The sequence below is a fragment of the Schlesneria sphaerica genome (assembly GCF_044336245.1).
Taxonomy (GTDB): Bacteria; Planctomycetota; Planctomycetia; order Planctomycetales; family Planctomycetaceae; genus Schlesneria; species Schlesneria sphaerica.
Genome location: NZ_CP172346.1, coordinates 2,361,213 through 2,381,599 on the forward strand (window position 1 = coordinate 2,361,213; position 20,387 = coordinate 2,381,599).

The 20,387-nt window shown below is 55.7% G+C and carries 12 protein-coding genes; 8 read left to right on the top strand and 4 right to left on the bottom strand.

The annotated features are described in order from the left end of the window. Nucleotides 1–35: 35 nt before the first annotated feature. The 4 genes from ACGY09_RS08690 (at nt 36) to ACGY09_RS08705 (ending at nt 9,045) form a co-directional block, all read left to right on the top strand. Nucleotides 36–1,352 (top strand): DUF1501 domain-containing protein, encoded by a 1,317-nt coding sequence (locus tag ACGY09_RS08690; protein ID WP_397571239.1) that lies wholly within the window; start codon nt 36–38, stop codon nt 1,350–1,352. 314 nt (nt 1,353–1,666) lie between these two features. Then, nucleotides 1,667–4,129, top strand: a complete 2,463-nt coding sequence (locus tag ACGY09_RS08695; RefSeq protein ID WP_397571240.1) for a PPC domain-containing protein — start codon at nt 1,667–1,669, stop codon at nt 4,127–4,129. A 96-nt stretch (nt 4,130–4,225) separates the two neighbouring features. Continuing rightward, complete coding sequence (locus ACGY09_RS08700; protein WP_397571241.1) at nt 4,226–6,595, top strand: DUF1549 and DUF1553 domain-containing protein; 2,370 nt, start codon at nt 4,226–4,228, stop codon at nt 6,593–6,595. 206 nt (nt 6,596–6,801) lie between these two features. After that, entirely contained in the window at nt 6,802–9,045 is a 2,244-nt protein-coding gene (locus tag ACGY09_RS08705) for a c-type cytochrome domain-containing protein (RefSeq protein ID WP_397571242.1), read from the top strand. A 106-nt stretch (nt 9,046–9,151) separates the two neighbouring features. Here the strand turns inward: ACGY09_RS08705 and ACGY09_RS08710 are convergent, their stop codons facing one another. From ACGY09_RS08710 to ACGY09_RS08725, 4 genes are all read right to left on the bottom strand, one after another. Beyond that, entirely contained in the window at nt 9,152–11,677 is a 2,526-nt protein-coding gene (locus ACGY09_RS08710; RefSeq protein ID WP_397571243.1) for a hypothetical protein, read from the bottom strand. Between the two features lie 58 nt (nt 11,678–11,735). Then, complete coding sequence (locus ACGY09_RS08715; protein WP_373650672.1) at nt 11,736–14,204, bottom strand: hypothetical protein; 2,469 nt, start codon at nt 14,202–14,204, stop codon at nt 11,736–11,738. Between the two features lie 158 nt (nt 14,205–14,362). After that, entirely contained in the window at nt 14,363–16,684 is a 2,322-nt protein-coding gene (locus ACGY09_RS08720) for a BatA domain-containing protein (RefSeq protein ID WP_397571244.1), read from the bottom strand. Beyond that, nucleotides 16,684–16,911, bottom strand: a complete 228-nt coding sequence (locus ACGY09_RS08725) for a hypothetical protein (RefSeq protein WP_397571245.1) — start codon at nt 16,909–16,911, stop codon at nt 16,684–16,686. The genes ACGY09_RS08720 and ACGY09_RS08725 overlap by 1 nt, the downstream gene beginning before the upstream one ends. Before the next feature lie 434 nt (nt 16,912–17,345). On the opposite strand from ACGY09_RS08725, the gene ACGY09_RS08730 reads away from it, so the two are divergent. The 4 genes from ACGY09_RS08730 to ACGY09_RS08745 all read left to right on the top strand — a co-directional run bounded on the left by ACGY09_RS08730 (nt 17,346) and on the right by ACGY09_RS08745 (nt 20,310). Further along, complete coding sequence (locus ACGY09_RS08730) at nt 17,346–18,095, top strand: cyclic nucleotide-binding domain-containing protein (RefSeq protein WP_373650670.1); 750 nt, start codon at nt 17,346–17,348, stop codon at nt 18,093–18,095. Nucleotides 18,096–18,383: 288 nt separating this feature from the next. Beyond that, nucleotides 18,384–19,016, top strand: a complete 633-nt coding sequence (locus tag ACGY09_RS08735; RefSeq protein ID WP_397571246.1) for a DUF1080 domain-containing protein — start codon at nt 18,384–18,386, stop codon at nt 19,014–19,016. Between the two features lie 217 nt (nt 19,017–19,233). Continuing rightward, nucleotides 19,234–19,449 carry a hypothetical protein gene (locus ACGY09_RS08740; RefSeq protein ID WP_373650668.1) on the top strand — a complete coding sequence of 72 codons (216 nt, stop codon included), beginning with the start codon at nt 19,234–19,236 and terminating at the stop codon, nt 19,447–19,449. Nucleotides 19,450–19,698: 249 nt separating this feature from the next. Then, a complete protein-coding gene (locus ACGY09_RS08745; RefSeq protein ID WP_373650667.1) occupies nt 19,699–20,310 on the top strand; it encodes a hypothetical protein in 612 nt (203 codons plus the stop codon). The last annotated feature ends 77 nt before the right edge of the window (nt 20,311–20,387 follow it).

Below are 20,387 nucleotides of genomic sequence, written 5' to 3' on the forward strand. Positions count from 1 at the left end.
ACATTGCTTTCACCGGTTTTCGCGGAGAATTTCGAATGCCGAGCTGTAATCCTGGTCATTTCGACCGTATGAATCGTCGTGGATTTCTCTCCCTGGGCGTTCTGGCAGGTGCAGGGCTCACGCTGCCACAACTGCTGCGAAGTACGGCATACGGTGACCTCAAAGACTACAAAAGTTTTGAAAGCACCGCAAAGTCCATCATCCATATTTTTCTGCCGGGCGGAATCGCGCATCAGGAATCTTTCGATCCAAAGCCATACGCCCCGATCGAATACCGAGGCGAGATGGGACAGATCGCCACGAAGATTAGCGGCGAAGTCTTCGGTGATACCCTCGCCAAGACCGCCCAAGTCGCCGACAAGCTCACCATTATCCGCTCAATGACTCATGGTGAAGCCGCGCACGAGCGAGGCACTCACAACATGTTTACGGGTTATCGCCCCAGTCCTGCGCTGATCTACCCCTGTATCGGTTCGGTCGTGAGCCATGAATACGGGCCCCGCAACAACCTTCCCCCGTATGTCTGCATTCCAAACATGCCGACTGAGTTCGCTGGCAGCGGTTATTTGAGTTCCGCATTTGCCCCGTTCAGTCTCGGGAGTGATCCCGCGGACGGCGGCTTCAAAGTCCGCGACCTCGACCTGCCGGGTGGCGTGGATGAAAGTCGCTTTGCGACCCGTCGTTCGGCCCTCGAAGCGGTGAATGCCCATTTCCAGAAAAAGGAAAAATCCGACGACCTGACCGCGATGGACACCTTCTACGACCGGGCCTACAGCCTGATCAGTTCTCCTGCCGCGCGCGAGGCGTTTGACATCGAAAAAGAACCCGCTCAGATCCGCGACGAATATGGTCGAAACACGGCGGGTGCGCGAATGCTGCTGGCCAGACGACTTGTCCAGGCAGGAGTTCGTCTGGTCAACCTGACGTACGGCGGATGGGACATGCACACCGGTATCGTCGCCGGATTCCGCAACCAGATGCCAGCATTTGACCAGGCGTTTTCCACTCTGATCAATGATCTGGATCGCACGGGACTCCTGAAAGAAACGCTCGTGATGGTCTCTTCAGAGTTCGGCAGAACCCCGAAGATCAACGCACAGGCAGGCCGTGATCACTATCCGAAGGTCTTCAGCGTCGCGCTGGCCGGAGGAGGGATCAAAGGTGGTTACATCTACGGATCATCCAACTCCACCGCCTCCGAACCCGAAGACAATCCGGTTGGCCCAGAAGATCTCTTTACGACGGTCTACCATTGCATGGGAATCGTCGCGGATAAGGAACTCATGGCACCCGGTGATCGTCCGATCGAGATCGTCGACGGCGGAAAAGTCATCAAAGAACTCCTCGCCTGATCGAACGATTCTCGCAGACCTTCGGCGAGGATTCACGCGAGTATGCGAATGAACACAAATCGCTCGTGCGGAATGGCTGACGCGGGAAATCGAAAACGGTTTGCCACGTCGCCCCGCAGAGCAGGCGATCATTGCATCCTGATAGAGAATGACCGGGTGTGACAGGATGTCCGCCTCCAGACCACATTGCAAAGACCTCAGTGGACTCAGGCTCTTTGTTCCCCGTTACCCGCCCCCGCCGACTGTTGCTGCCACTGGCGCGCGCCAATTGAGCAACGTCATTGCGCTTCGCCCGAATTTGCGAGATCGATGATATGCGTGCAGTCCTGACGCTGGTGCTTGTACTGGTTGCGTCCCCTACCTATGCCGCAAGTCCGGTTCTTTCGAGTATCCTCCCTCGTGGTGCCCAGCGAGGAATCGAGACTGAACTCTCCTTCAATGGTCAGCGCCTCGAAGACGCTCTGGAACTGATGATTTACGAACCGGGGATCGAAGTCACCCAGTTCACCGTCGTAAATGGCAGCCAGGTCAAGGCGAAACTCAAGATTGCACCGGATTGCGTGCTGGGAACCAAGCACTGTCGGATCCGGACGGGAAGTGGTCTATCTGATTTACGAACATTCCGGGTCAGCGCCTTGCCAACGGTTGCCGAGGTCGAACCGAACAGCGATTTCAAGCAACCACAGATTGTCGCCGGCAACGTGACGGTCGAGGGAATCATCCAGAATGAGGATGTGGATTATTTCCTGATCGAGGCAAAAAAAGGGGATCGCATTACGGCCGAGGTCGAAGGGATCCGATTGGGCGATACGTTCTTCGATCCGTATGTCGCCATTCTGAACGAATCGCGTTTTGAATTGGCGACAAGCGACGATGCGGCTCTGATCTGGCAGGACGGCGTGGCCTCGATCATCGCTCCTGCTGACGGAAAATACGTGATTCAAATCCGTGAAAGCAGCTACGGCGGAAACGGTGCCTGCTATTACCGATGCCACATCGGAAACTATCCTCGTCCCCTGGCGATTGTCCCAGCCGGAGGCAAGCCAGGACAGAAGCTCGCAGTCCGATTTATGGGCGACGTCAGCGGCGAGTTCGAACGGGAAGTCGAACTTCCCGCGAATGTCGATCCGGAGTATGCCGTCTTTGCGACGGACGACAAGGGGATTTCTCCCTCGGGCAACCGCTTCCGAGTTGTTGACCTGGAAAACTCCATCGAGCAGGAACCGAACGAGACGATTGCTCAGGCGACCAAAGCAGCCGCACCCGTCGCGTTTAACGGAGCACTCTCATCGAAAACGGATGTGGATTTTTTTGGTTTTACTGCGACCAAGGGGCAGACGCTGGAAATCCATGTCTGGGCTCGACGATTGCGATCGGAACTGGATCCGATTCTCATTCTCTACAACGCGCAGGGCGGAGCGATCGCCAGCAACGACGATAGTAATGGACCGGATAGCTTCATCCGTTTCGCGGTCCCCGAAGATGGCCAATATTTTCTTGAGGTCAGAGACCACCTGCGACGGGGAGGCAGTGCGTTCCACTATCGCATTGAAGTCAGTCCGCTCGTGCCGGAAGCCTTGCTGGGTGTCAACGAATTTGTGCAGTACGTAGAGCCGAAACTCGCGATTCCCCAGGGAAATCGCTTCCCGCTGCTAATCAACGCCAACCGAGTCGCCTTTGGCGGCCATCTCGATTTCACAGGACTGAATCTGCCTGAAGGCGTCACCGTCGAGTCCTTCGGAATGGCAGCCGACCAGGGCTTGGCCCAAGTCATCCTTGCCGCTTCCCCGGATGCCCCGATGTCCGGGCGGTTCTCTCAAATCGTGGGATCGCTGACAGACCCTGCCAACCCCAATCCCCCACGAGGTGAAGTTCGCCTTCCAACCGTTCTGGTCCGGGGACTGAACAATATTCCCTTCTGGACAGAACCGACATACTCGCTCGCCACGGTCGTGACACAGAAAATTCCGTTCACGCTTCAGATTGTCGAACCGAAAGTCCCGCTCGTCCAAGGGGGACAGATGTCGCTGAAGGTGGTCGCAACGCGCGCCCCCGACTTCACTGCTCCGATCAAAATTGAGCTTGTGCTGAACCCTAATGGCGTTAACTCCAGCCGTGAGGTTTCCATCCCCGAAGGACAGTCCGAGGCACTGATTTCGATCAATGCAGCGGGGAATGCACAGGTCAAGGATCACAAGATCACTGTGCGGGGAGAAGCCACGGTCGGCAATGGCCCAGTCATGGTCTGCTCGCCATTCGTCACACTGCGTGTCGCCGAGCCCTATTTCCGATTCACCTATGAGGCGGCCGCAGTTGAACTTGGTGCCGAGACAGATCTCGTCGTCAAACTGGAAACGGCCAAAGAATTCGAAGGGGATGCGACCGTGCAGTTGCTGGGCCTGCCCAACAAAATCACGACGACCGCAATGACATTCAACAAGGACGCCAAAGAGCTGATTTTCAAGGTGAAAGCCGAAGCCGACGCCCCTGAAGGGGTCAACAAAAGTCTCTTCTGCCAGGCGGTCGTAACAGAAAACGGCGAGCCAGTCATTCATAACATCGGGACAGGTCAAATTCGGGTCGACAAACCGTTACCTCCGAAGGCCGCACCTGTACCCGTAGCGCAGGCCGCCCCCGCAGCGACGCCAGAACCCACGGCCGCCCCGGTCAAGCGATTAACGCGGCTGGAGCAACTGCGACTTGAACAGGAACAACGCGTTAAAGCTCTGAATGGATCTGCCGCTAGCCCTGACTCAAAGCCCGCTGGCGGTCAGTGAGCTTGTCGACGAAATATTAGGGACAATGAAATGCCTCGGTTCTCACCTCTTGTACCGTTGCTGACGTGCGCGATGCTGACTCTCTGTCAAAACTTGATGGCAGCAGATTCGCCGCTGGTACAAATTAATGTCTACCCTCCCGAAGTGAACCTCACGACCCACAGCGACCGGCAACGCGTCGTGGTCCAGGCAGTCCAAGCGGATGGAATCACGCGTGATATTGGCAAAGAAGCCAAATTCACCTTGGCAAACCCCGCACTCTGTCGCCGTGAGGGGACGACGTTCCATCCCGTCGCCGACGGGCAGACCGAACTGAAAGTCGAATATGGCGGTAAGTCCCAAACGATCCCCGTGAAGGTCGAACGAGCAGCGGAATCGCGGCCCATCAGTTTTAAACTCGACGTCATGCCTGTCTGGATGAAGACCGGTTGCAACACAGGAAGCTGTCACGGAGCAGCACGTGGGAAGGATGGCTTTCGCCTGTCCCTGTTCGGGTACGATCCCGATGGAGATTACCAGCGGATTACGCGTGAACTTCCCGGTCGCCGCATTGACCTGAGTATTCCCGAAGCCAGTCTGATCATCGAAAAATCGGTTGGCGTCGTCCCTCATACGGGGGGAAAGCGATTCGAGAGAGACTCTGAAATCTGCAATACCGTCATCGACTGGATCTCGGCCGGCTGTCCCAGCGATCCCGCAAACGTCGCCACATGCATTGGCCTGGAGATTTATCCACGCGATGGAGTCCTCGACGGTGAAGGGGCTCAGCAGGCAGTCACTGCACGAGCCAAATACTCTGACGGAACGGATCGGGACGTCACCTCACTGGCTCTGTATCTTTCCAATAATGACACCTCAGCCTCAATTTCACAGGATGGAATCATCACGGCCGGAGCACGCGGTGAAGCCTTCGTCATGGCTCGCTTTGCCACATTCACCGTTGGCTCCCACTTCGTGGTATTGCCGAAAGGGTTGGTCTACGAAGACGTTTCAAAACCCCAGGTCAACTACATTGACGAGTTGGTCAATCAGAAACTGAAGAAGCTGCGAATCGATCCATCCGTGAAGGCAGCCGACGAAGCCTTCCTGCGTCGCGTTTATGTCGACCTGGTAGGACAAGTCCCCTCGGAAGCGGAATACACGCGATTTATTACCAGTGCCGAGCCCGACAAGCGTGACAAGCTGATCGATGAGCTGCTAAACCGCAAGGAATTCACAGAACTGTGGGTCAGCAAATGGGCCGAATGGCTGATGATGCGTTCCTCGATTCAGACGAGTCCGAAATCGATCACGCTTTATTACACCTGGCTCAGCGAACAGATCGCCGACAACGTGCCGCTCGACAAAATGGTTCGAGACATTCTGGGGGCCAGCGGTGGTACGTTCAAGAATCCTGCGACCAACTTCTATCAGATCGAACCTGACGTGCTGAAAGTCAGTGAGAACGTCGCTCAGATCTTCATGGGAATGCGCATCCAGTGCACCCAGTGTCACAACCACCCGTTTGATCGCTGGACGATGGATGACTACTACTCGTTCGCCGCATTTTTCAGGCAAGTGGGGCGTAAACAAGGTGAAGATTATCGTGAGACAATTGTCTTCAACGCGGGAGGTGGCGAAGTCAATCATCCCGTCGGCGGTCGCGTCATGCTTCCCGAGTTCCTCGGAGGTGGCCCTGCCGATGTCGCCGGAAAGGATCGACGTGAAGTCCTGGCCGAATGGCTTGCTTCTCCCAAAAATCCCTACTTTGCTCAGAACTTCGTGAACCGGATCTGGCACCACTTCTTCGGTATCGGGATTGTGGAGCCTGTCGACGATGTCCGCGTCAGTAACCCCGCATCGAACGAACCACTCCTTGTCGAACTTGCGCGACGGTTCACAGAATCAAATTACAACTTCAAGTCATTGGTACGGGACATTTGCCGGTCAGAGGCCTATCAGCGTTCGACCGAAAAGAACGCCAGCAACGCCACGGACGAACGCAACTTCGCCTCGCAAACGCTACGACGCATCAAGGCCGAGTCGATGCTGGATATCATCAGCCAGGTCACGTCCACCCAGGATAAGTTTCCATTACTGCCTGTGGGAGCACGAGCGGTCCAGATCGCCGACGGCGCAACCAGCACCTACTTTCTGACGACGTTCGGGCGCGCCACGCGCGAGACGGCCTGTTCGTGTGAAGTCAAAATGGAACCGACGCTTTCACAAGCGCTTCATCTCCTCAATGGCGAAACATCGAACCAGAAGATTGTTCAGGGAGGCTTGGTCGCAAGCTTGCAGGGCGAAAACCTCACCCCGGAACAGATCGTTGAACGGCTCTATATTCGCTGTCTCAGCCGGAAGCCAACCCCTGACGAGATTAGCGCTTTGCGGCCACTGTTTGCCGAAGGGAACGACATTAAGCGTTCGCTCGAAGATATCTTCTGGGCACTTCTCAACAGCCGCGAGTTCCTGTTCAACCATTAGCCGACCAGGGCGAGCAAACCTGGGTGCCGGGGTTGATGGGGTTGCCCCCCCGCCCCGGCACTCCCCCCCCTCTCATCCTGTCCAATCGACATACGAGAGTGGCCGGTAATTGAAAACACCTGATCTGCGAGAAGCTCACTTAATGCGACTCTCGCAATCCAGTTTTGCGGTCCTCGTGACCCGATGAATTCGTGGAGTGATTGGTTATGCGTTCCTTCGCTATCTGTCTGGTCGCACTCAGTCTGTTTTCGGGATCTACCCAGGCGGAAGAGAAGGCGGCACCCAAAGAAGAAAAGATCACGTTCGATCAGCATATTCTGCCCATCTTTCGTGAAAAATGTGGTTCCTGCCACAACACGAATGACAAAAAAGGGGATCTGGTTCTCGACAACTACGGCCTGGCCATGCAAGGGGGCGCTTCCGGTGAAGTGATCCACACCGATGGTGACGCTTCGCAAAGTCAGCTTTACCTCGTCGTAGCACACTTATCTGAACCCAAGATGCCTCCGCAGCAGCCCAAGCTGCCTGACGAGCAACTCGAATTAATTCGGAAATGGATCGAGGGGGGGGCTCTCGAAAACAGTGGCAGTAAAGCCAAGGCGAAAAAGAACGTGGCCGTTGCAATGGTGACGGTCTCCAATCAGCGTCCTGCCGGCCCAGCTCCGATGCCCGAGAACCTCCCGCTCGAGCCTGTAGTCATTTCCCAGCGCGGTAATGGCATCACGGCCCTCGCCGCAAACCCATGGTCGCCACTCGTCGCAGTGGCGGGACACAAGCAAGTCATTCTGTATGACACGAGGACAAGCGAAGTCGCGGGGATTCTCCCCTTCCCAGAAGGAGTGGCACACGTCCTGAAGTTCAGTCGCAATGGACAGTGGCTGCTCGCGGGGGGTGGACGCGGAGCCCACTCGGGCAAGGTGGTCTTGTGGGATGTCAAATCGGGCAAGCGAGTCGCCGAGGTTGGTTCTGAGTATGACGTTGTTCTGGCCGCCGATATCAGCCCAGACCATACGCAGGTGGCTCTGGGTGGCCCCAAGAAAATCGTACGCGTTTACGATACATCGACCGGAGAATTACTCTACGAGAAAAACAAACACACCGACTGGATCACGGCGCTGGAGTTCAGCCCCGATGGCGTCTTGCTGGCAACTGCCGATCGCAGCAATGGCCTGATCGTGTGGGAAGCATTCACCGGCCGAGAGTTCTACGTACTGACCGGACATACCGCAGCACTGAGCGATGTCAGTTGGTCACCCGATAGCAATATTCTGGCCTCGTGCAGTGAAGATACGACCATTCGGTTGTGGGAAATGCAGAATGGAACCCTGATTAAAAACTGGGGTGCACACGGAGGAGGCGTCACGGGGATCGAGATCTCTCGTGACAACCGCATCGCTTCCACCGGTCGCGACAATACGGCGAAGCTCTGGGACTTCAACGGGACAGCGATTCGCGCTTTTGGAGGACTGACGGATATCGGAATGGAAGTGACATTCGATTCCGAGAACGATTTTCTGCTGGCAGGCGATCTGTCGGGGATCGTCCGCGTCTGGAACGCCAAAGATGGAGCCATTGTCAGCCAGCTTTTGACTAACCCACCTCCACTCGAACAACAGATCGCAATTGCCGCTCAGTCGAAAGCCTCCGCAGAAGCCGCAGCCAAGCAGGCTGCGACGAACCTCGAATCGCTGAACCGGCAAATTGCCGAACGGAAGAAAGCGGAAGAATCCGCCGCCCAAGTCTTGGCAGACACCTCCTCCCAAGTCGAGCGCCTGACGAAATCAAAGACCCAGGCAGAGGCGGAACTCAACGCCAGACGGAAAGCGTTTGAGACATCAGAGGGAGAATTGACTGCCGCCCAGGTGGCGCACTCGAATGCAGCAAAAGCGAAGGATGCCGCACTTCAGGCAGCAAGCGAACACAAAGCAAAAGTGAAAACCGCAACCGAAGCGGCTGAAGTTGCGAAGAAGGATGCTGAAAAGGCAGACGCGGCCCTGGCTGCCAGTCCCGACGATGCCAGTCTGAAAGAGGCCGCCGCCTCAGCCAGGAAGAACCTCGACACACTAGCAGACCGGTTGAAGGAAGAGATGGATGCTGCTGCTAAGGCGAATCAGCAGCTCAAAGCCGGGGAAGAGGCCCTGAGCGCAGCGGTCGCTGCATTGAATAAGGCGAAAGCTTCTCGAGAGAAAGCTGCAGAAGAGACTAAAAAGGCGGAGCTGTCAGTGACCGAATGCACAGACAAACTCAAGCTGGCAACGGAAGCCGCCGCTGTGGCCAAGACCACATTGGATAAAGCAGCGGCCGAAGCGGTGATCACTCCAGAACTTCAAAAGCAAGTTGCAGACGCAGAAGCCGCGGTGAAGGTCACATCTGAAAAGCTGGTTCTTCTCTCCGGGCAGTTCGAACGGCTCAATGCGGGGAAAGGCCGAACTCACCAGCTACCCGAGTGAAGTTCCGTTGAAGCAGGCGGCCCGAGTTTTCCGTTTCCGGAACGCTCGGGCCAGTGCTATTCTGTGTCTCTCTCGCGGACCTCCCGGCACCGGGCCCACCCGTCGGTCACTCCAGTGCCCGGATCGCTCTTTCCTTACGCTTTCGCTTGGTTTCCTCGAGCAGCTTGAGTTCGTCGTTAATCGTCTTCTTGAGTTCTTCCAGAACCGCGTCGAAACGAGCCATTTCGGCCATTTCACCAAGCACCTCTTCTAACCGGGCGATCAACGTGGACAACTGATCGATTGACGTCTCCAGCGAGGATGCGGGATTCGTGCTCTTATCGAGCGCCAATCTGAAGAGCCCTAAAGAACTGTCGAGGCTGGGAAAGTTGGTCATGTTGATGGCATTGAGTGGTGACAGGATTCGTCGATCAAGCCGTTCCAGCATGGCTGGCGTATCTGCCGCATTGTTGATCAGCTCTTCGCGGATATCGGCAAATGCGGATTCGACACCAACTGTCTCGATCGCGTTCTTGCGAATGCCATGGAGCGACCGATCTGCTGCTGCATTCAAACCTTGTGAATTGGCCTTGATCATCTGACTGATCTGCTCAGAACTCTGCGAACCCTTGAGTCCTGAATCGAGCAGTTTTTCGTGCTGAGTACGCAACTCCTGAAGTGTTCCTTTACACTCGGAAATGATCTGTTCGACACGTTTGCGCAGATTCAGTTCCCGGCCGTACAGCATCGAAAGAAGTTCTTCTTCGGGAATAATCGTGAAGGTGAACTTGATACCCTGCGAGCGGTGAGCGGCACTCGGGGCAGGAGCTGCATCCCCCACCGCGTTAGGATCCACTGGCTGGAGCGGGCCACCGTCCGACACCGTGCAGCCATCAAGGGCAGAGACCGTGAGCGTCAGTCGCTGCTTCGTCGATAGATCTAGCGGAAGTACATCGAACCGCTCAAATTCCTCGTTTTCAGCGCGCTTCAGCGTGAACTCTCTCGAATCCGGCAGAGGTGGTGCCGCAAATGAACGCTTCTGCCATTCCTGAGCGTCGTCTACCCGGAACTCAAACTCTGCATTCGCGATCCCATAGTCGTCTGTGATGGTTCCAGCGATCGGAATTCTGGCCTTGCGAGTAATTGAGGTGCCGATCCCCTTCAGCCGTGACTCGATCACAGGGGGTTGATCTACGATCCCGTTGATTGTGAAGCGGGCTGGTGTGGAACTGGTGATCTGATCGACATCCTCGAGCGTAATTCGCACAAGGCTGTCCGGAGGCATCGGCAGTGGCAAGAGGGGAGACGTTCCGGCGGCCGATGCGGCACTCAATAGACCGGGGAGTATGGCGGCGGCATCCGCTCTCAAGATGAACGGCATCGAGAACGTGAGGCGGTCGTTCGACCAGAACTGCGGTTGTCCAGCTCCGACGACGATCGGAAGTTGAAGTTGAGTCTTGCCATCTTGAGATTTCATCGAAATCAACGCTTCCGGAGCACCAGTCGCACCGTGAGTGAGCGTGATCTCCCACCGATCAGGTCCAACATCCCCTTCGATTCTGGCCTGAGTCAGCGGTTTGTTGGCAGTAATCTCCAGGATGAAGTCGGTCTGCAATGGAAGCGAAATCTGAGAGCCATTCAGCTCGTTCGATGTCCGTTCCACACCAGCACTGCTAACGGTGTTAAGACCCGTATATTCCGGGAACAGACTGTGCAGCGTCACCCGAGTGACCTCCGGGGGCGGAACAACGTCGACAAGGTAAGGATCTGAATGGCGGTAGTCCCCTCCAGAGACCCAAAGTTGAGCCCCTTCAATCAATCCGACAAACGTATGTCGGAAGACCTGATCGGCAGAAGGGGTCAGCCAGATCTGGGTTGTACGGCGCCCCATCTGGCTGTCGAGTCGAATTCGGCGGGGGGGCTTTTTTCCTTCCGGCACTTCAACAACGACCGTGAGGTCCCCCCCTTTCGGATGTCGATAGTGGCCTTCCACAAAATCCCGAACTCGGTCCCCAGGTTGAACCACGACTTTCATTACCAGTTCGGTTTCCCGGGTCCAGTAGCCATCCTTCAGTCCCAAATAGCCGGCGGCCCAGCGTTCCATCGCCGCGGAGTCCACCACCATCATTCCGAAGACCGATGCAACCAGAACAACGGCGCCGACAATCGCTCGGCGAAGAGGGCGACTGTCAAAAACTGAACCCAGATCCAGCCGGGATGCCGTACTGGTGACATCCTTCAGTGTCCGCTGCAACATGGCCGCAGTGACGGGCGAATCCGTCTCAAGGAGACCTTCAGACGCTTCAACGGCCGTTATCAGTCGATCGTCCAGTTCGGGAAATCGCCGTTCAAGGACCAGCGCGAGTGCCTTGGTGCGGAACCCGCGAAACAACCGCAGCCCGATCCACGAACAGGCCCCCAAAGTGACGAGTGAAATTCCGGCGATTAAGACGGCTGCGCGAAACCAGCGAGGAAGCTCCAGGTGACTGAGCTGAAAATAGGCCCAGTCAAAGGCGAAACTGGACCAGAAGAGTACGCCGAGTACGACAACGACGAGAGCCAGCCCTTCCCAGAATACATAGGAACGGATTCGTGACTTGAGCTGATCAAGGATAGAAAGAGCTTCAGCGGGAAGTTGGTTCGGCGTAGTCATGGACCGCTCTTGAGCTTTTAACTTCTGGGGATGCGGAATCGCTGGCCTGAGCCAGCCGTCAGGCCAGCTTCAGGATCTTTCTCGTCAGCCACTCGATCGAAAGAATCGAGACCAGCAGGTACATCACCCACTGACGATCCCACAGCGTTCTCAGACGTTCGGGGACATAGAACTGTTCCCCCCGGTCAGGCAACAGGCCTGGCAGTTCGACAATCGCTTCGTCCACAGTCAGGTACTTCCCCCCGGTATCGCGAACGAGGTCGGTCAGCAACCTGACGTTCTGCCGGATATTCTCATCTTCCAGCTTTGGCAGCGCAACCACGATTTCGTCGGTGACACGCTCGCGCGAATCCGGAAGCAGTAAATCGAGCTTGTAGGTACCGGGCAGGCTGACACGAAAATCACCCGTGAAAACACCGGGACTGGAAGGATCACGACGCAATTGACGGGGCGGAGTGAGTGGTTTTCCAGCAGGGTCGTGGATATCCAGGGTCACTGTTTCCGCTTCGAGGGGATCATATTTCGCGTCGAGGACACGTGCTCGTACGCGCAGCGTCTGACCGATCAGCAGTTTTCGACTGTCTGGCATCAGCAGGCCTCGCTTGGTGCCGCGTTTGGAGCGACCTTGTCCCACTTCGCGAATGGTCTTAATCCAGAACCGGTCATAGTCGTCTTCGCTCACCGACCGCAGCCGCCACATCTCTGCACTGCCAAGGTAGAAAACAAAGCCTTTGCTCAGTGGTTGCCCCGCCATCAAGACGGGGGGCTCACCTGCGGCACGGGGGTCCGAAAAGTTCGCGTAGACCTTCGCACCGGCCTTATGCCCATTCGTGGGGTAGCAGCGATAAATTCCGGGGAATGCTTTCCAGCGAGCGGCAGAAGTGACGGGGTCGTCGGTCAATTGGAGGAACCCCAGACTTTGCCCCTCTTTGCTAAACTTAACGGGCCATGGCTGTGTGGAGTCCTGGTCAAAACGAGACGAGGTGAAGTAGGAGCTGAGGAAAACAGGATAGAGTTCGAGTAATGGCCGGTATGCCTCGTCCCCCGCCGCTCCGGAAGCAGCAGCATCACTCATCCCCGCCAGGGTGGGTGTATTCACGTCGCCGGCAACGAGGATCAATCCTCCCCCTTCGAGACTGACCCAGTCTGACAGAGTTTTGAAAGACTCGGCCGGGATACTCTTCCAATCCGGGTCAAACGCCATCACGACGTCGTACTCGTACAGTTCTTCTTTGGCTGCGGGAAATGCGGTGAGCAACCTGTTCGATTCCTGACTCGTCCCGGGCCCTCCGGACTGCAGATAGACATCGACATCGAATGACTTGTGCCGGAACAGAAGGTTACGGACGAACTGGTAATCTCGCATTGGCCCCCCGGCGACCAGCAAAACGCGAGTAGGTCGATCGAACGTGTTGACGGTGAAGGACAATTCGTTGTCCTGTGAATTGAACTCCGCGATTCGGTTGGGCGTAGATGCTCGAACGACGTAGGTCACTCGCCCCGCTTCGGTGGGATTTCGCGAGAACTTGACCTCCACCGGGAGTGAATCCTCCAGCAGCGTGGCCTTTTTCCGTTCGACTGCAACAGGCTCAACGTCCGCCCCAGACTTCATCAACAGTTCCACGTCGACCTCTCGTCCTGCCAAACCATTCCCCTGAATGAAGGCAGTGATTTCGAAAGGATCGCCCATCTGGACATCCGTAGGTGAGGCGATTTCAGAGACCGCCAGATTCACAGGTTGCTCGGTTGTTCCCGTGCCGACAGCAATCAAACGGGACTTGGTGGCGATGGCTCGGTCGTGTGTCGTCGCGGGATCGATCCCGGCATTGGACGCACCGTCCGTCATGACGACAAGTCCCGACAGGGTCTTACCTGCAGAGAGACGAATCAGTTCATCGAGGCTTTCCCCCAATCGTGACTCGAGACCGCGAGGCCGCAGCAGTTCCTCCCAGTCCAGTGGTGATTCCGATTCCGGTACGACATCACCGTTGCTGGTCGATTCACCTCCCGTGCGGGGGAAGACCCGATGGGGACCGACCAGTCCCGAATCGTAAGTGAAGATGCTCACCTCATGCTGCTTTCGCAGTGTCTCGACAAGATTCGATGTCACAAGCAGCCGTTTGACTTCGTCCGCCCTTGAAGGACCGGTGGCGGTGCCGGGAGACTCACGCTCGGATGGATTTCCCGCGGGATGCCGCATGGAAAGAGAAGTGTCCACCAGGATGCCAACACGAGACGGTCGGTAGGATTCTTTCTGGGTCCGGTCTGAGGGATTCAGGGCAATCACGAGCAGCGATGCGAGGATGCCGACGCGCAGCAGGATTAACCAGACTCGCCAATACCAGCGAAGGTCCGCTGTGTCGCGAAGATAGAGCCAGATCGACCATGCCACAAACAGCACCGAACCGCCAATTAAGAGCAGCCAGCCCAGGGACGTTGTTGGCCAGTCGAACTCACGCACCGTCAGCGTGGCCGTGTCGACCGCGGCAACAACGGAAAGCATCGATCCTGGGTTGAGATCAAACATCAACGGGTCTCATTCAGGAGATCTGTGAAACAAGAAAGCCAATCCCTCAACCTTATCAAAACGTTGTTCCTCAATGGCCACTTGAGTGAGGACAAATCAGCCGATCGCGATCAGGCTGCCCGGGATGGATACTTGCGTCGTCCATTTTACGATTCCATTCATTCTGAGAATTTCAGCGTCTTGACTGCTTGCGGTGGATGATAACTCAGTTTGTAGGCCAGAGCTTGCTCAAGCACGAAAAGAGTTCCCAGCAACCACAAGAGCCACTGCCGAATTTCTGATCCGGCCTCGCGTCCTTCGACCCAGTCCAAACGCCCGAATTCCTGAATAGTGGCGCCAGAGGCGTTCCCCATTCGCTTTCGCAGATCCGCCGAAGTCGCCAAAGCCAGCTCCCCTTCGCCCGGGGCCGTGTTGAAGGCAATGAGTCTCTCTTCGCTTGCCTGGCTCTGTTTCAACAATCGAACGGTATAGACTCCGGGCTGGTCGGTGTTTCGAAAGACAGCTCTCAAATTCAGCGATCCATCGTTTGCCACCGGAGCTTCAATTCCCTGGGTAAGAGTTCCGTCCTCGGATTGCCCCTGCCCACCGGTTTCACCGGCACTTTCGGGTGATGCCTGCAGTCTTGTCATTCGATCGCCCTCTTCGCCGGGCGTTTCAATTTCAACAGAATCTGAGTACTCTGCGGGATCGAGGGCCAGGACGATGGGCTCACCGACTTGTCGCTGTTCGGGGATGCGATCCGTTCGTGCGAGAGATTTGACGAGTTCCAGTTGGACGACGACAAAACTGTTATCGGTCGCCCAGTTGTTCCAGTCAGGTTGAGCCGTCGTGAGACACGTGATTACCCGCCCTTTTCCAAAGCGGTGCTCCAGGAAAAGCGAATCCTTGCTTCGCAGCGACGCCATGGTTTGCACACGGTCCATCCGGACCTGATCGTCGCGCACCCAGTCTTTTGCCGCGGGCATAAACTGAAAGATTCGAACGAGTTTCACCAGCGCGTTATCCTCACCCGCAAAGATTCGGAACAGCGGGTGTTTCGATGTCAGGATGTCTGCGCCAGGACTGGTCGGATCAAGAATCAATTCCTTCGGAGCACTCTCCAGCGGAATCGGGAATAACCCCGTCCCGTTCCGGTAAAGCTCTGAGTTGTAATGTGCGGGCCGGATCGACTCTCCTACGAACCACGCCAATCCCCCCCCGTCAGCGACGTAACGTTCGAGCGCATCGATGGAATCGGCGGGCAATTCCGGGACGTTTATGAGGTAGATACAGGCGAAGCCATCCAGTGGACGGCGACGAAGGGCTTCGACACTCTCAATCGTGGCCAGGTAACCCGTGGCCTTGGGATCCGCTGCAATTGCGTCTGCGATGTACGAAGCCGCATCTCCCGACGAATCACCGTCGACCAGCAGCACCGAGACAGCCTGCGGTACGTCGACCGCGATGGACCGGTCGTTATCTTCCGACAGTGCATCTGAATCCAGACTGACTCGAATCTTGTGCGTCGACGGAGTGGCCAGTCGAATTTCGAACTCCTGAGTGACCTCCGTCTGCGGTTCGATTTTCTCCAGCAGAACACTCGTGGGAAGTTTGTTGTTGTTATCAGAAACGGAAAGGCGCACATTCGACGCGACCTGCGAGCCATTGTTCTTGACCGTGACACGCATTCGCAGCGGAACATCAACGGCAGCGACCTGGATGTCACCGGTCAGTTCAACAACTGTCAGGTTGGCATGAGCTTCAGGAACTGCACGGACAAGATTGACCGAAACCCCGTTCTCGGCGAGCCCTTCAATGGCCGAAGTAATGGCCTTCTGATCCCGCCAGTCACGCTCGCGAAAATCAGAGATCACGTGAAGATGATGGATGTTGCCATTGTCTTCCGCGAAGAACTTCTTCGCCTCCAGCAGGCCCGTCGTTAAATCGAGTGACTGGTTCGTGCACTTAAATGTCTGTGGATCGAGTTTGGCAAGCAGTTCCGCAACAAAGTCTTCGTTGACATTCCTCTCAACGAAGAACGGCTGCTCAGGCTGTGAAAGCCTCAGCAAGGTCAGCTTCTGAGTATTGGGCTGTTGCGCTCCCCCCGCTGCAATCTGGTTGACGACCTTGATCGCCTGCTCAAAGCCACTCGTATCTTCCCATCTCTCTTTCATCGACAAGCTGTCATCGATCAGGACGAGATGATGAGTTTGAGCGCCGCGAAAAATCGACATCTGCGCAGGATTGAGGATCAACCTGGAGATTAGCAGGACCAACCCGATCACAATCAAGATGCGAAGCAGCAACAACAACAGCTGCTCCAGCAGCAGGCGCCGCTGATTCCGTTTCTGACTTTGCAGCAGAAACTCCATCGCTGCAAATCGAACTCGCCGATACTGCACTCGATTGATGAGGTGAATGGCGATCGGAAGGGCGACAAGGAGTGCGCCCCCCGCGACAAACCCGGGATTGAAAAAGTGATTGGCGAGCCAAGCTGACATCAGGCATCGGCTCCTGAATTACTGCAAAAGTTTGTGAGTCCTGAAGACTTCTTAAACGAGCCCGTGAGCTTTGCAGAATATCCTAAGTCAACGCCAATTACGACCGCTACAAACAGATCGGCCCCTCGTGAGAATCGGCTGGCCGTCTGTTTCTCGATCACGCGAGTCTTTACGGGAAACGCTTCCAAGACGTCGATTTCGTCGAAGAAGTTACCCACGTGACACATGCCCCAACTCCATTCATCCAAAATCACCTCACTGTCGAAAACCAGGGGACCGGCGCGTGGGGACCAATAAGTCGAGTCTAACTTCAGCAGAGTGGAAAGTCATCTCCCCCTTTCCTCAGACTGAGCCCACTACGGCACCTGCCAACTTCAGGCTGTTTTCAAACAAAGTTAATAAACACGCGAACAGTAAAGAGGCAACTGTATCTATTCGCTCGAAACCGAGTCGGGAAACGTCCAATAACGCATTTTTCGACAACCAAAGAGTGGCAAAACAGATTCAATGATGATACGTTGCCACTGCCAGGAAAATGCAATTTTGCGGTTGCAGGATTCGAAGTTTCCGTATCTGATTTGACCCGTACTCAGGTCGTCAGCTTTCATTCTTGTTAGTCACTTGAATGAAGGTTACGTTCTGTTCTTCGGAGGTGGTTTTTATGGAACATTACGAGTACCCCGCAGGGGCGGTCGTATTCATGCCCGGGGATCTTTCCAAGAAAGCCTACCTTATTCATTCGGGTGCCGTAGAGCTTCGACGTGGCACGTTTGATTCTAATGACCGGGAGGCGCAACTCGGTCCTGGCGAAGTCTTTGGTGAATTGAGCCTTCTCACCGAAACGCCGCACACAGTTTCTGCGCGGGTGATTAAGCCTGCCCGTCTTTCTGCCATCACCCGGGATGAGTTTGAACAGGCGCTGAGTTCCGTTCCGACCGAAGTGAACGCTTATATCCATTCGATCCTGGAACGACTGAAGGATTTGACCTCGCGCGAGCAGTGTCTCACAACGGCCATTCGACCGGTCGAGGCACTGACGGCCACCCTCTATCCGTTAACCCGGACTGCCGCGTCATCGTTGCCTCACGCGTCACTACCCATTACGAATTTCCCATTCCGAATCGGCCGATCATCGTCGCAGCGTGATCGGCGGCAATCGGATGGCAATGACCTCTTTCTGGAAGACCGTCAGCCCTACAATGTCTCACGCAATCACGCGATGATCGACATGGAAAACGGCAAGATCGTCGTGAGAGATATGGGATCGTCACTGGGAATCCTGGTGAACGACACCGTGATTGGCGGCCCTTCGGACGAACAGGAAAAAGTTCTGGACTTCGGCGACAACATTATTGTGCTGGGAGGAATGACCTCTCCGTTCCAGTTTCGAGTCAGCGTACGTCACGGATAGTCCGCCACGGCCGCCAGCGTTAACAACGTGCAATCCCGTGTCGGCTTGCAGCGAGCCTTATCGTTCCGCCTGCGGTTTCATTGCCAATCCGCTTCGAGGGTGATTGTTCCCCCGCCCGGGCTGATTCCCGGCGGACCAGGAATCACTTTTCATCTCTGAGGGGCGCTTCCTCGCGCGAATGCGTTTACACGCGTGGATTCTTCCGCCAAACTAGACTCTGTTCGGGGGAAGCATGTGCCGACCCACTGACATTGACTTGGATTTGACTTCTGAGCAGACAGGAATGTTATGAAAAGTTTTCTTGGATTGGTGGCATTGGCGATCGTCTCGCTGAGCACTCTGGGGTGGGCTGCTGAACCGGACAAGGATGGTTTCATCCAACTGTTCGACGGCAAATCATTCGATGGCTGGAAGATCAACGAAAGCCCCGAAAGCTGGAAAATCAAGGACGGCGCCATCGTCGCCAACGGCTCCCGCAGCCACCTGTTCTATGTGGGTGATGACAAGCCCTTCACGAACTTTGAATTCCGGGCCGACGTCAAGACAGAGCCCAACAGCAATGGCGGGATCTACTTCCACACCAAGTTCCAGCCTGAGGGATGGCCGAAATACGGGTTCGAAGCTCAGGTTAACAACACTCAGGGTGACCCCAAGCGTACCGGAAGTCTGTACGGCGTGGTCGACGTGCTGGAGAAACATGTCCCCGATCACGAATGGTACACCGAGACAGTGATCGTGAAAGGGAAGCGAATCATCGTCAAGATCAACGACAAAGTTGTTGTTGACTACACCGAACCCGATGACAAGGTCGCTGGTGCAGACTTCACCCGCAAGATCGACAAAGGAACGTTCGCACTGCAGGCTCATGATCCGGGCAGCACCGTCCATTTCAAGAACATCCGAGTGAAGCGACTCGACTGAGTCCTCACATCCCACGGATGAAAGAGCGGGCTCGCTAACCGAAAAGGTTACCGAGCCCTTTTCTTTGGTGTCGCTTCAGACAATACCACGCGGCCAGCTCAGTATCGTATTGACGCCACACACTCGTTGGGGTAGACGTGGACAACGCGGAAGATTGAATTGACCTTGAAGGGAAATGAAGTCACCAACTTGATCAACTGACGCGGGAGACTTGGCGATGGCGAGTCACGGCTGGATCTTTTGGGCTGCCCCACTTTCGCTGTGGGCTTTTTATAGTTGCTGGTACTTCGGTTATCAGTCGGGTTACGCAGATGGCCATGAGACGGCCTGGAATCTTTCCCGACCTTTCGAACCCCAGGTGGAACTCTCACAAATTGATGAAGAGGGCCACACGGCGACTCCTCCGTTTACACCTGTTACCTCTCTCCGCTGAATGACACCGCCTGATGGCAACAGGTCCCCGGAATGAGAATGCTGGCTGACCGCTGAACGGAGGTTTCCTGTTCGGCCAGTGAGTCACTCGCGACATTCCCGCCCCACTTCAGTGGCAAGTGGAGATGTCCCACGATATCCCGCCACGGGATGGCAAGCTGAGAATCAGAACGACATACTGGTGCAGCTGCGACCCCTGTCGCTCTGGTAAACCTCAGGACACCTTCGGCCTCTTGCGAAAGGATATTCAATGACCAACTGGAAGCACGCTTCTCTCACTTTTGCGCTCTTTGTCTGCGTTGTGTCGGGCCTCCCGACTTCCCACCGGCTTGCTCCCGCATTTGCTCAGGAGAGCGAGTCGGGCGAGACCAAATCCGTGACCATTAAAGCCATCAAGCTGAAAGTCCCGGCAGACTGGAAACAGGAAAAGCCTTCTAACAATCTTCGCCTCGGCCAATTCAAGCTCCCACCCGCTGAAGGTGACAAACCAGCCACGGAACTGGTCATTTCTTCGTTCGAAGGTGACGGCGGGGGAATCGACGCGAACTTCAAGCGATGGATTGATCAGTTCACAGCAGAAGGGCGTAAAATCAAGCTCAGCCGGGGAGAATGCGAGCAGGGTAAGTATTATGTCAATGATATTACCGGGACCTACCTGCAATCCTCTGGCGGCCCCTTTGCTGGCAAAAAGACTCCCATGCCAGGCTATCGCTCTGTCAGCGTCGTCCTCGCAATCCCCGATAAGGGCGTTTACTTCCTGCGTCTGACGGGACCGGAGAAGACGGTCACAGCCGCTGCCGAATCATTCCGGAAGTCGTTCGATGGCGATGCCGCGAAAGAAACGGAATACGAGATGAAATGATTCTGGTCTTGAAGACCATAAAGTAGCACTTGAACGCCACAGGCACTCGAATCCTATTCGAGTGCCTGTGGCGTTTA